Annotated in this window: 11 protein-coding genes; 6 read left to right on the forward strand and 5 right to left on the reverse strand. The window is 52.0% G+C overall.

All coding sequences use genetic code 11. The annotated features are described in order from the left end of the window. Positions 1-21: 21 nt before the first annotated feature. From purM to JTP09_RS08320, 4 genes are all read left to right on the forward strand, one after another. Entirely contained in the window at positions 22-1158 is a 1137-nt protein-coding gene (gene purM, locus JTP09_RS08305; protein ID WP_204877980.1) for a phosphoribosylformylglycinamidine cyclo-ligase, read from the forward strand. 1061 nt (positions 1159-2219) lie between these two features. Next, positions 2220-3158: a hypothetical protein gene (locus tag JTP09_RS08310; RefSeq protein ID WP_204877981.1), complete on the forward strand. Its 939-nt coding sequence runs from the start codon at positions 2220-2222 to the stop codon at positions 3156-3158. Next, entirely contained in the window at positions 3145-4278 is a 1134-nt protein-coding gene (locus JTP09_RS08315) for a hypothetical protein (protein WP_204877982.1), read from the forward strand. The genes JTP09_RS08310 and JTP09_RS08315 overlap by 14 nt, the downstream gene beginning before the upstream one ends. Positions 4279-4290: 12 nt before the next feature. Continuing rightward, complete coding sequence (locus tag JTP09_RS08320; RefSeq protein ID WP_204877983.1) at positions 4291-4953, forward strand: ABC transporter ATP-binding protein; 663 nt, start codon at positions 4291-4293, stop codon at positions 4951-4953. A gap of 175 nt (positions 4954-5128) precedes the next feature. Here the strand turns inward: JTP09_RS08320 and JTP09_RS08325 are convergent, their stop codons facing one another. The 5 genes from JTP09_RS08325 to JTP09_RS08345 form a co-directional block, all read right to left on the reverse strand. After that, positions 5129-5341 carry a DUF3073 domain-containing protein gene (locus tag JTP09_RS08325; RefSeq protein ID WP_204877984.1) on the reverse strand — a complete coding sequence of 71 codons (213 nt, stop codon included), beginning with the start codon at positions 5339-5341 and terminating at the stop codon, positions 5129-5131. A gap of 222 nt (positions 5342-5563) precedes the next feature. Then, a complete protein-coding gene (locus tag JTP09_RS08330; protein ID WP_204877985.1) occupies positions 5564-6535 on the reverse strand; it encodes a Sir2 family NAD-dependent protein deacetylase in 972 nt (323 codons plus the stop codon). A 227-nt stretch (positions 6536-6762) separates the two neighbouring features. Beyond that, positions 6763-9357, reverse strand: a complete 2595-nt coding sequence (gene clpB, locus JTP09_RS08335) for an ATP-dependent chaperone ClpB (protein WP_204877986.1) — start codon at positions 9355-9357, stop codon at positions 6763-6765. 303 nt (positions 9358-9660) lie between these two features. Then, complete coding sequence (locus JTP09_RS08340) at positions 9661-10590, reverse strand: hypothetical protein (protein WP_204877987.1); 930 nt, start codon at positions 10588-10590, stop codon at positions 9661-9663. Positions 10591-10883: 293 nt separating this feature from the next. Further along, positions 10884-11420 (reverse strand): hypothetical protein, encoded by a 537-nt coding sequence (locus JTP09_RS08345; RefSeq protein WP_204877988.1) that lies wholly within the window; start codon positions 11418-11420, stop codon positions 10884-10886. Between the two features lie 48 nt (positions 11421-11468). On the opposite strand from JTP09_RS08345, the gene JTP09_RS08350 reads away from it, so the two are divergent. Both JTP09_RS08350 and JTP09_RS08355 read left to right on the forward strand, forming a co-directional pair. Then, positions 11469-12128, forward strand: a complete 660-nt coding sequence (locus tag JTP09_RS08350; RefSeq protein ID WP_204877989.1) for an HAD family phosphatase — start codon at positions 11469-11471, stop codon at positions 12126-12128. Between the two features lie 112 nt (positions 12129-12240). After that, positions 12241-12747, forward strand: coding sequence for a Dps family protein (locus JTP09_RS08355; protein WP_204877990.1), 507 nt, complete (start codon positions 12241-12243; stop codon positions 12745-12747). The last annotated feature ends 61 nt before the right edge of the window (positions 12748-12808 follow it).

The raw sequence follows: 12808 nt of genomic DNA on the forward strand, positions 1-12808 counted from the left end.
TTCTTGCAAAGGATTAAATTGATGACTGAAAAAGTAACCTACGCCGGTGCTGGCGTTGACGTAGAAGCCGGCGACCGCGCTGTTGAGCTGATGAAGGACGCGGTGAAGGCAACCCACAGTGCCGGTGTTATAGGCGGTGTTGGCGGTTTCGCGGGTCTTTTTGACCTCTCTGTACTCAAAGAGTACAAGAAGCCTTACCTGGCAACTTCAACCGACGGTGTGGGCACCAAGGTAGCGATCGCGCAGAAACTCGATATTCACCACACTATCGGTCAAGACCTGGTGGGTATGGTGGTTGATGACATCGTGGTTACCGGTGCGCGCCCGCTGTTTATGACTGATTACATCGCTACCGGCAAAGTAGTTCCCGAACGCATTGCTGATATTGTGCGCGGCGTGGCTGAGGGCTGTTCACTGGCTGGCACCGCCCTGGTGGGTGGTGAAACAGCTGAGCACCCCGGTCTGCTGGCTGAAGATGAGTACGATGTTGCTGGCGCGGCTACCGGCATTGTTGAAGCTGACGAGCTACTGGGCCCAGACCGTGTGCGTGAGGGCGATGTTCTAATTGCTATGGCGTCCTCAGGTATTCACTCCAACGGTTACTCCCTGGTGCGTAAGGTGCTTGAGGTGGCTGGCTGGGGTTATGAGCGCCACGTTGAAGATTTCGGACGCACCATTGGTGAAGAGCTCTTGGTGCCCACCCGCATCTATACCGCTGACTGCCTTGATTTGATAGAGGCATTCCCCGTCAATGGTGAAGACGGCACCACCGGTAGCGGCATTCGCGGTTTCTCACACGTCACCGGTGGCGGTCTGGCAGCTAACCTGGCGCGCGTCCTACCCGTTGGCACCATTGGTCTGGTTGACCGTTCTACTTGGGAAATTCCGGCTATTTTCAAGCTGATCGGTGATTTGGGGGCTGTTCCTCAGGCTGATCTTGAGCGCACCCTCAACCTGGGTGTTGGCATGATTGCTGTGGTTGATCCTTCAGTTGCTGATGCGGCTGTTGAGCGTCTGAACAAGCGCGGTCTGCCCTCATGGATCTTGGGCACCGTCGAGGCAGATAACGGCGAGCACAAGAGCAATGCCGACTATGTACAGGGCGCTAAGGGCGTGGACGGCGGTGCAGCAGTGCTGCTCAATAGCTACGCTAGCTAAGCAGCTAGCCCTCTAAAGGTCTAATATAGAGGGCCCGTTTCTTCATCTGCAGAGGATGAGGAGGCGGGCTCTTTGTGTGTTTAAGGAGGCTTATTCGGAAGAGAGGATAGGTAAAATTTTAGGAACCCTTGACAGAAAAACGTGTCGGGCATTACATTAATAAGCAACCTACCGGTAGGGTTCTTAGCCGCTTTATAAACTAAGGAGTTTATGATGTCTTCTCGAACCCGTATGAGTGCTCTCATAGCTCTACTAAGTATTACTTTTATGCCTATGCAGTCAGTTGCGCTGCCCAATAATATACAAGAACAGCCTATAAGCAAAGTAGAAGATTTTAGCTTTGTTCATGATGACGATAGCCCTCCAGTTGGTGGTCAATATTTTGGAGATGACCCAAGTGGCACCACACCCAACGCATCCTGGAGATCCAGCTACGCAGTCAGCACAGAAACAGTACAATTCTTCTACACAGGAAGGTGCCGCTAACTTATACCAAGGAGAGCGAATCATTGAGGTTTGCATGTGGTATACACGAAACAGCGCTACTGTTGCTGGAAAGTCTTGCTCTAATGCACGCAGCAACGGTTCAGCATGGAGTGCAGGCTCTGAAACAATACTGCGGACTCACGATTCGCTGGGCTGGAACGACCTTCCAACAATCTTTAGGTACAGCATTCGAACTGTTCCCAGTAACCTCGTCTAAATAGCAGGCTTATCCAGAGGGGTATTCAAAGGACAGACAGCAGCGGAAGGATGTTGCAGCGACGAGTCATAGACTGCTTGAGTAGAGCGTTAGCAAACCTGAAAGTTAGCTCGTCCTGATAAAAAATCTTGCACAATACTCACGCCGTTTTCCCTCTTGCTGGAGCAAGGAGAGTGGTTCGTCGTTGTTACCTCCGGAACTGTTCAAAGAAATTTTGATAGTCCTCTCCATCCGTACGATATGGGAGATATTTTCCGTATCTCCCATCTTTGGTTTCAGTACAAGAATAATGAGCACCTAGTAAGCCCATAAAACACACGCTGAGAGGATTCTTCCTCGTCATACCTTAGGTGGAATCATGAACGGTAGATCTCTCCCTTTTCTTTTTACCTCGCTCCTAGCTTTTATTTGCCTCATGGTTCTTGGTCTCTACCTCTTTGTAGGTCAAACACCGCAGGCAGCCTCTGCACGAGCTTATACAAATACTCAAACCATTAAGCTCTACCAAAATACTCTCAGCACCCTTAATCAAGCAACCCTCAAAGAAATAGCAGATACGCTCAACACTTCCCTAGTAGCTTCTACAGACGCAAACTTTAGCGTTATATCTATCTACTCCCAGCAGGGCTTTCTGAATGAAGAATTTCCGCAGAACCAAAACCACGTCTTAGTTAGTGAAGGAATCAACACCGAGATCATAGAAACCTGTGGGCTTCCCACCTCAGAAATAAACAGTAGCCTAGTTTCCCCTTATCAAAACACACGTATTGTCTACCCCTGGGGATCCTGCCTGGAAGGCGCCTATTCCTACTTATTGCTTGCCTCCTCGCATCCGCTAGAAGAAGAACGCATTCTTGCTACCTTTAAATCCCGAGGAATCACTGCTTTTGAAATCCCTGCAGGAGCTCTTCCCTCAGCTACCAGCGACACAACATACGCACCGGCATTACTCTGGTCTTCTATTCCCTTTCTAGCCCTGGCGCTCATGACGTATGTCATCGTCTATCAGCAAAAGGAAAAAATACTGGTTTCCGCTCTTCTAGGAATGTCGCGTTCCCGCACGCTGAGAAGCCAACTCTCCAGTCTTTTAGCTCTACAGATTCAGCTCCTGCTGCCTGCGATTCTCATTAGCCTAGCTACCTACTTCCTCACCGGAGGTAACTCTTTCGTTACCTGGCAGCACCTCGCCATTATTTCTTTTTCCTGTTTGGCAGTCATTTACTGCTATCAGCTTCTTCTTTACTCTGCCTACATTTACTACGCTATCAGGAGGTGCGCATCTCATGTTCTATATTAAAAGACTCCTTGCAGATGTCCGGGCAACCGGAATCTTCACCTCTTTGCTAGCTCTTGCATCCTTTATACTTGTGTGCATCTCTACTCTCGCACTCAACATTATGCCCCCGGCACCTTCCATTGAGCTCCAGAAGAGTCCGCAAGAAACCAGCTATTTTAAGGCACTTCCTGCCCCTGCTTCTAGCCACGAGACATCAGCAAACTCCTACCTACAAGAACTGCTGACCAAGAACCCCAAAATGCGTTTCATAGCAAATCTCAGCGCAATTACTGCTCCTGACTATAGTGACGCGACTTTTTCTGAAGAACACCATCTAACCAGCGGATACATCATTTTTTCAGCAGCCCAGCAGTTGGAGCTGGGGGACGCCATCGTCCCCATCCCAGGCTCTGATGCGGGGTACAACCTTTATGGCACCATCCCAGAACTAACGGGCACAACCTTTAGGGGAAGCCCTCTGACCCTTCACGATGAAAGCGCTAGCACTTATTCCTGGATCGATGGAAAGCAGCAAGAAATCCGTGCTGATCAGAGCGGTTTTCTACTGGCACACCCGAGCCACCTGGAAGATTTTGAAAATGATTTTCTTTCCAATCCTGCTATTGGTTTAGAGGAAATTGAAAGGGGACTCATCTGCGTCTGCGCCGTGCAAGAAGCTGAAGAAAAATTAGCGGCTTTCCCCCTAACCATTAGGGGCGCAAACATCAGCTACACACTGCAAGCGGTAAACCAGCAACAGGTATTTCCTCAGTCCATTCAACAGGGCATGATGAGTGAAAGACTATTCACAGCGCTACCCCACCTTGTCCTACTATCCTTCTTTGTCTTAGCTACACAAACACTGCTATGGCTGATAAGCCTCAGGGTGAATACTTTTCAGGTGGAAGAAATATATGCGCATACACCATTTTTTCGTGTACTGCGCATAGAGATTCTAGTTTTTATTTCTTTCTCCCTCCCTCTGGTATGCGGGTATTTAGCAACAGAAATACTTTATTCACTCTTCATGAATGAAAGCAGCAACTTTTCTCTGACCTTGTTGCTTTGTTTATTCTTTTGCCTCCTAGTGCATCTAGCTACCGCATTTTTCTACATCAGTTATCGTAAAAAGAGCACCTAAGGACTAATACACATGGAACATCCATCCATCTTGGCACAGGGCATCTCGAAAAGTTTTACAGAAAGCGAATCCTCCCAAACTGTGCTTTCCGAAGTTAGCCTGACTTTCTACCCTCACAGGGTCTATGCGGTGTGCGGGCCCTCAGGGTCAGGAAAATCCACCCTGCTCTCCGTTATCTCTGCCCAGGAGAAACCAGATAGTGGTAGCGTAGAAATACTCGGACAGCCTCTCAACTATTCAGATGCCAAAGCCGCCACTTCGTTTCGCTGCCACCACATCGGTTTTATTTTCCAAGATTTTCGCCTCCTTGAAGCTGAAAGTGTGTACGCAAATGTTGAGCTTCCCCTACTAGCTAGCACAGAAAAACTCACTAGGGCAGAAAGAAAACAGCGGGTGGAGCAGGCACTTGAAAGCGCCCGTTTCAGTTTGAAGTCCTCCCGCAAGGTCAAGATGCTCTCAGGCGGTGAAAAGCAGCGCGTAACGATTGCCCGAGCCTTAGTCAACGACCCTGAAATTATCATTGCTGATGAACCAACATCAGCACTTGATGCTCAGCTGAGACAAGAGATCATGAAGCTTTTCCGCACCCTCGCAGAAGCAGGTAAAACCGTTGTGCTAGCAACCCATGACGAAGAAGTGATGCATCTTTGCGATGAAGTGATTAGGCTGCATTGAGACTTCTCAAAAAGCAGACAGTGTAAGGACGCAGCAGCATAGGTGAGTTGTAAGCGTGAATCGCCTGAGTAAATCGACAGCTAAGAAGGCGCAGTTAACGCCCCCGCACAGGTAAGTGCGGAGGCGTTAACGTGAAAAAGTTAAGAGGTAGAACCCTACTTAATGAGCTAGGGCACTACTTCTTATCAGAGTAGTCGGCACTGTACTTATCGACGTACTCTGAGTAATCGTCATCCTCATCGTTGTACTTATCAGCGTACGATGAGTAGTCATCATTTTTGGCGGTACTGAGCTCGCGTTCAAGAGCTGAGTAGTCGGTATCGGGAACGAAGTATTTCATTTCCCGTGCCTGCCGCGTTGCTTTAGCCTTTTGACGGCCGCGCCCCATGGCGTGACCCCCTCTGCATCGATCGTGTTCCGGTACGCGTGTGTTCACGACGCAACGAAAATCGGGTTTACGTCTTTCGTCTGTTAAGGGTACATGGTTTTTGCTGTATATGCTCGTTGCGTTACGCCAAAAAGCCCAACTGCCAGCATTTTCACGGTCAAAAGCCCTCTGCCCTGCGTTTATGAGGTTCAGAGCATACAAGATTCAGGGCGGAGCGGGTATTTATAGAACCCAGTCGATGAGTTCTTCGAGAGCGTCACGGGCGGACGCGCGCCAGAGGTAGGTTGCTTTACGGTCAGCTCGGGTGGGGCCAGCGTTGATGATGCCCACAGGTTTTCCGGCCCGCAGAGTGTCAAGTACCAGTTTGTAACCGCTCATGACCGCAACCGATGAGCCAACAATGAGAAGAGATGAAGATTGCTCCAGTAGCTGCTTCGCCTGCTCCTTGCGGGGTGTCGGAACGCTCTCCCCAAAGTAGACCACGTTGGGTTTGAGTTTCTCAGAACCGCAGCTCAAGCATCCCACCATCTGAAAATCAGCGATAAAAGAATCTGAAAGATCAACGTCGCCATCGGGATTGACCTGCAATTCAGCATCGTCCAAACGTTCGAGATAACCGGGGTTAGCGTTTTCTAAGCGCTGGTCTAAAGCGGTGCGGGGTTCAACAAAACCGCAATCTAAACATTCAATCTTTGAAAGATCACCGTGCAAAGGTAAAACCTGCCGAGCACCCGCTGCTGAATGTAGCCCATCAACATTTTGAGTAATAATCGCTAATACTTTTCCGGCTTCTTCTAATTCAGCTAATACGTAATGAACTATATTCGGCTGAGCGTTTTTCATTTGCCGCCAGCCCACATACGAACGAGCCCAGTAGCGGTGGCGGGCACCGGCGTCATACTTGAACTCTTGGTAGGTCATGGGGCGGTGGCGACGCAACGAGCCGTTAGGACCGCGGTAGTCGGGTATTCCCGAGTCGGTCGAAACCCCGGCGCCAGTAAGTACCAGCACTCCCCCAATATCTAGCATCTGAGCGATACCGGCGGCGGCAGCTCCAGTATCAGAATGGACGCCAGAGTCCTCCACAACCCTTGAGATAGAGCGCAAGGCTGCAGCGTGCGTGGTAGCAATATCAGCGCGTCGTAAAGACTCAGCGTTGGCATATTCAGCAGAATACGAAACGGAGGTTTGCATATTTTCCATTATGCCCGGCGAGGACGACTCACAATGCTACACCCGCTACAAGAGACCACCAGCATCCCCGATTCAGCGGTTGTTGCCCGTCAGCTCAGACCTAAAAGAAGCCTCTGATGATTTTTCAGGTGTTATCTCGCATAGCGCAGAAAAACCGGCGTTCCACACCTTTTTGTGAGGTCTGGAAGGCCGGTTTTTATTTTTAGCGTTGTTCACTTAGTCAGGTTTTAGCGGCTAGCGGTGACAGTGAGCCCGTCCATCGAAACGTCGGGGTTCACGTCCACCTGCACGGTATCTCCGTCGCGAACCTCACCGGCGAGGATTCCCTTCGCCAGACGGTCACCAATTTCGCGTTGCACCAGGCGACGCAGCGGACGCGCACCGTAGCTAGGATCGTACCCGGCAAGCCCCAGCCACTCAAGAGCAGCATCGGTAACGTCCAGGCTCAAGCGACGATCAACCAGGCGCTTACCCATAGCATCAATTTGTAGGCTAACAATCTTACCCAAATCCTCTGCGCTGAGCGGCTCAAACATGATGATGTCATCTAAGCGGTTGAGGAACTCCGGCTTGAAAGAGGCATTGACCACTCCCATTACCGCGGAGGTACGCGCGTCCTCATCGAGGTTCTGGTCAATCAAGAACTGCGAGCCCATGTTTGAGGTCAGAATCAAAATCACGTTGCGGAAATCGACGGTGCGCCCCTGGCCGTCGGTCAGACGTCCATCATCAAGTACCTGCAAGAGAATGTCGAAGACCTCCGGGTGAGCTTTTTCGACCTCGTCGAGCAAAACCACCGAGTAGGGACGACGGCGCACAGCCTCGGTCAGCTGACCACCTTCTTCGTAACCCACGTACCCGGGAGGGGCACCGACCAAGCGGGCTACCGCGTGCTTCTCGGCATACTCGCTCATGTCGATACGCACCAGCGCGCGCTCATCATCAAACTGGAACTCAGCCAGTGCCTTAGCCAGCTCAGTCTTACCGACACCGGTGGGGCCCAAGAACATGAAGGAACCAATCGGGCGGTCAGGGTCTGAGATACCCGCGCGTGAACGGCGAACCGCGTCCGCAACGGCTGTGACTGCCTTGCGCTGACCAATCAGGCGCTTGCCCAATTCTTCTTCCATGCGTAGCAGCTTCTCAGATTCGCCCTGCAGCATACGCCCGGCGGGAATACCCGTCCAGGCTGAGATGACCTCGGCAATATCGTCTGCGGTCACCTCTTCAGAAACCATAGTCTCGGTTGAGGACGCTGCGGCTTCCTCCTGGTGTGCCTCGGCAAGCTGAGCTTCAAGCGCGGGAATTTCACCGTAGAGGATGCGGGAGGCATCTGCTAGGTTGCCTTCGCGCTGGGCGACCTCAGCTTTAGAGCGCAGCTCATCAATCTGAGATTTAAGTTCACCTACCTTATTGAGTCCAGCTTTCTCGGCTTCCCAGCGGGAGTTCAGCGCGTCCAGCTGCTCTTTTTTATCTGCCATATCGGCACGCAGGGCCTCCAAACGCTCTACCGATGCGGGGTCGGTTTCGTCAGCAAGTGCCAGCTCTTCCATGGTGAGACGGTCAACGGCGCGACGCAGCTGGTCGATTTCCTCGGGTGCCGAGTCAATTTCCATACGCAGACGCGATGCTGCCTCATCGATCAGGTCAATCGCTTTATCCGGCAGCTGACGCGAGGGAATGTAGCGGTTAGACAGGTTCGCAGCTGCCACCAGGGCTGAGTCTGCGATGGATACCTTGTGGTGAGCTTCGTAGCGTTCTTTGAGTCCGCGCAGAATACCGATGGTGTCATCGACCGACGGCTCCCCCACGTAAACCTGCTGAAAGCGACGTTCGAGGGCAGCGTCTTTCTCGATGTTTTCGCGGTACTCGTCCAAGGTGGTGGCACCGATCAGGCGCAGTTCACCACGAGCAAGCATGGGTTTGAGCATATTGCCCGCGTCCATGGAACCTTCGGTAGCACCGGCACCTACCACGGTGTGGATCTCGTCGATGAAGGTCACAATCTGACCTTCAGACTTTTTGATCTCTTCGAGAACAGCCTTGAGTCGTTCCTCAAACTCACCGCGGTATTTAGCGCCAGCAACCATTGCACCGAGGTCAAGGCTAATAAGGGTTTTACCGCGCAGAGATTCAGGCACATCGCCCGAAACCATGCGCTGGGCAAGACCTTCTACCACGGCGGTTTTACCGACGCCGGGTTCACCAATGAGAACGGGATTGTTCTTGGTGCGGCGTGAGAGTACCTGAATGACGCGGCGAATTTCGCTATCGCGCCCAATCACGGGGTCGAGTTTACCCTCGCGTGCTACTGCGGTGAGATCGGTGCCGTACTTTTCGAGGGCTTGAAAGGTGCCCTCGGGGTCTGGGGTATTCACGGTGCGACCTCCTCTTACACTCGGAATAGTTGATTCAAGCACCTGGGCAGACGCACCGTTGTCGGTGAGCGCGCGGGCGGCGTCATCGTTATCGCTGGCGATGCCCAGGAGCAGAAGTTCAGTTGAAACGTATTCGTCGCCGAGTTGCTCAGCTTTGGTCTGCGCTGTTTGTAGGGCGCTCAGGGTAGCCCGCGAGAACTGGGCTTGGGCGGTTGACGAGCCCTGGGCGCTCGGTAGTTTCTTGATAGCGGTGGATGCTGCCACTGAGATAGCATCCACATCTGCGCCGGCTGCTTTGAGCACGGCGACTGCAACGCCTTCGCGCTGGTCCATGAGTGCTTTGAGCAGGTGTGCCGGTTCAATACTGGGGTTGCCCGCTGTTTGGGCGTTCATATTCGCTGCCGAAATGGCTTCTTGCGATTTGGTGGTGAATTTGGTGTTCATTGTTCCTCTAGTGATCGTTGGTGAGGAGCGCTGGTTTTGGGCTGGCAAGCCGACTACCTGCGTCCGTTTCTTTTAGATAAATTGAGTGTACTACGCTCAACTTTATTTTGTAAAGCGTGTTCCCGCTTTCTACGTTCTACGTTCTACGTTCTACGGCAAGCGTCGGCACTCCGCTACAAAGCTCAGGCATACCCGGGGACACCACCGCGCCAAAGGTGACCACCAAAAGTAAAAGGTGACCGCGAAAAGTAATGGTGACCATGACATGTGCGGTCAGCATTACTTTTCGCGGTCACCTCATTCTTAAAAACCACCACGGACGCGCGCTTTTTGCTGCCTGATAGCTGCGACTATTGCGCGCTTTGATTTCTCTGGCTCCTTGTACACATCACCCCAGTTCAAGCGCACCACTCTCCAGCCCGCATTTTGCAGCTCAACTTCACGGCGACGCTCTCGCAACAACGCATCCTCAGCCGAACCAAACCGTGAATACTTGATGGCACCGTCAAACTCAAAAGCAAGCATCAAATCAGGAATAGCAAAATCCATACGGTAGAGGCTGCCATTCACGATCACCTCATACTGCTCATAAATTCCTGGAATCTTCAGCATGATAAGAATCCACCGGAGAAGCGTCTCACCAGCAGATTCAGATTTTTCGCTTACCAGAGACGCTAATCGCTGTACCTTGCGTGGACGATACCCTCCACCCAGCGCCAAAAATTCGACCAGCTCTTCATAAGCAACCAGTTTGTTCCGCACCGCTGAATCTGCAATCACAAGAGCTTGTTCTACGGGCAAGAGTTGAGCACAGAATTTTATAGTCTCCAGAGGCGCAGAAATAGCCAACCCCTCTGACGTCATACGGTGGGGGAAACTTTCCAAATCACTGACGAGGTGCTTTTTCACGTCCTTGGCGCGTCCGCGGCTGTTGGTTTCCGTCAGTATATGCACTTCATTCTTGGGGTCAATGACATCAAGACCGTAGAGCAAAGCCGCCGAGACATGCGAGAAAATCGCGGACGAGTTACGTTTGTAATAGGCATAGATATGGGCAAGAGGTGTTTCCCAAGGAGTCAGTCGGTTCAGAAGTGAACCGTTGATGTAGGCTCCTTCTCTGAGCCGAATCAGTTGGCCGTTTACTAGCGCTTTGTTGATAGAGGCGGGGTGTTCCCCGCGCTGTAGGAGGTCTTTGCGGGTGGCAATGTTATCTAATATTTCTTCGTGGTTCATGCGCTTATCATGCACAATTTTCGCTGGGCTAGCTGGTTGTTACGTTTTATGTTGTGGATATCTTTTCAATGTAATTCTATGGATAGCCCACACAGAGGTGACCACCAAAAGTAAAAGGTGACCGCGAAAAGTAATGGTGACCATGACATGTGCGGTCAGCATTACTTTTCGCGGTCACCTCCGATTTTTCGTGGTCACACCGCGCGAAGGCAGGCACACGGCGGCAGCAAAGAGACTCTCCCACCAGCTCTACCCGCGCGCATCGTGTCGGCACGCACCAGCGTCTCTACGCCCTAGTCAAGAAAGTCATAGGTGTAGGACGCGCGTTCCCGCTCCTCTTCTTGCTCCGGGTCAATGCCGGCGAGGGTGCGGTGGGTTTTCTTAGATTCATTCAAAGCTAGAAAATAGGTAGCCAGTGCGAAGCAGAGGGTAAGGATTCCAGCCGTATTGCCGAACCCGGCTGAAAGACCCACAAACCACTCCCCGAATACCTGCGACGCCGCCGACACCACGCGTCCGCCCATACGATCTGGCACTAAGAAACCAAATACCAGGGCAAGAACAAAAGAAATCACGTACACCAGGGCAATAGTAAAAGTGGTCGACCGAGTAACATGCAAAGCAGCTTCACGACGCATCATCACAGCACCCATACCCATCGCCACTAACAGCATGGGCCCAAAACTAACAGCGAAAACAGGTACAAGGTCGCCTCCAGCGCCAAACAGTGAGCGCCCGGCGACTATCCAGAGGGTCGCAATCACCGCCAGCGGGTAGGCAAGGCGGGGCAGGTAACGGGTAAAAGCAGAGGATGCGCGTTGAGTATTCACGTAATTTATTCTACGAACCTTGTGGAGCAGTTGTTATAGGGTGAAGGTATGACTACTTCGCAGAAACCAGCAGCAATTCTTTTCGATCATGATGGCACTCTTGTTGATACTGAGCCCCTGTGGGCGAGGGCTAAGGAGGATGTCGCGCACGCGCACGGTAAGCAGTGGAGCGAGCAGGACACCTTGGACGCGCTGGGTAAGCCCATGCAGGTTACCTACGACATCATGAAGGCTAATGGTGTTGCGCTGAGTGATGAGCAGATTTACGACGGTTTGGTGAGCAGTATTCTGGGGCAGCTGGATGATACACAGATTGAGTTTCTGCCCGGTGTTGAGAAGCTGTTGCAGGATGTGCATGAAGCGGGTATCCCGGCGGCGATTGTTACTAACGCTACCCGCCACATCGCGGAGCGTACTGCCGCGATGGCACCGGAGGGTCTATTCAGAACCATTGTGACTAACGATGATGTCACCAATCCTAAGCCCGATCCTGAGCCTTATCTTTTAGCGGCTCAGCGGTTGGGTGTTGAGCCGAGTGAGTGTATTGCGCTCGAAGACTCCCCGAGTGGTGTTGCCAGTGCCAAAGCAGCTGGGATGAAAGTGATTGTTTTGCCCGGTATGCAGCCTGTTAAGGAAGGTGAGGGTAACTTACACGTTAGCCACGGGGAGCTTACTTTTAAGGCTCTCCTTATTCTGAATAATTCATAATAAGCTAGATTTTTGGCTGAAAACCGCCTACACTTAAAGCACGGAAACAACCATTTTCACTTCCGTCGAAACCACCGGACAGGGAGTGAAAAGCTAGAGTCAGGAGATTCTTATGTCAAACAAAAACGCAGCTTTCACCGTTCCCGGTCTCGTTGAAGAAACCGGTCACCAGATTGCAGACGCTCTGCAGCTTCGCCTGCACGCGATGAACGATTTGCATCTCACCCTCAAGCATGCTCACTGGAATGTCGTTGGTCCTAACTTCATTGCCGTCCACGAAATGCTTGACCCCCAGGTTGATTTGGTTCGCGGCTACGCAGACGAAATCGCTGAGCGCATGGCAACTATGGGCGTTTCACCCAACGGTCTGCCCGGTGCCCTCGTTGAACAGCGCACCTGGAACGAGTACGACGTCAACCGCGGCGACTCTCTAGATCACCTGCGCGCACTCAACGACGTTTACACCGGTATCATTGAGGACAACCGCGCAGTCATCGCAAAGGTCGGCGACCTTGACCCCATCACCGAAGACCTGCTGATTGGTCAGACCGCTGAACTTGAGAAGTTCCAGTGGTTTATCCGCTCACACATCGAAGACGGTAACGGCAACCTCAGCTAAGTTTTCTAACGCCCCTCAAGGGGTTTGAACTCAGGGGACGCACCCGCAGTCAGTGGGTGCG

It is taken from the genome of Rothia sp. ZJ1223 (genome assembly GCF_016900985.1).
Classification (GTDB): Bacteria; Actinomycetota; Actinomycetes; order Actinomycetales; family Micrococcaceae; genus Rothia.

Coding starts and splice junctions, on each gene's coding strand:
- purM (WP_204877980.1), top strand. CDS start 22: ATGACTGAAAAAGTAACCTACGCCGGTGCTGGCGTTGACGTAGAAGCC.
- JTP09_RS08310 (WP_204877981.1), top strand. CDS start 2,220: ATGAACGGTAGATCTCTCCCTTTTCTTTTTACCTCGCTCCTAGCTTTT.
- JTP09_RS08315 (WP_204877982.1), top strand. CDS start 3,145: ATGTTCTATATTAAAAGACTCCTTGCAGATGTCCGGGCAACCGGAATC.
- JTP09_RS08320 (WP_204877983.1), top strand. CDS start 4,291: ATGGAACATCCATCCATCTTGGCACAGGGCATCTCGAAAAGTTTTACA.
- JTP09_RS08325 (WP_204877984.1), bottom strand. CDS start 5,341: ATGGGGCGCGGCCGTCAAAAGGCTAAAGCAACGCGGCAGGCACGGGAA.
- JTP09_RS08330 (WP_204877985.1), bottom strand. CDS start 6,535: ATGCAAACCTCCGTTTCGTATTCTGCTGAATATGCCAACGCTGAGTCT.
- clpB (WP_204877986.1), bottom strand. CDS start 9,357: ATGAACACCAAATTCACCACCAAATCGCAAGAAGCCATTTCGGCAGCG.
- JTP09_RS08340 (WP_204877987.1), bottom strand. CDS start 10,590: ATGAACCACGAAGAAATATTAGATAACATTGCCACCCGCAAAGACCTC.
- JTP09_RS08350 (WP_204877989.1), top strand. CDS start 11,469: ATGACTACTTCGCAGAAACCAGCAGCAATTCTTTTCGATCATGATGGC.
- JTP09_RS08355 (WP_204877990.1), top strand. CDS start 12,241: ATGTCAAACAAAAACGCAGCTTTCACCGTTCCCGGTCTCGTTGAAGAA.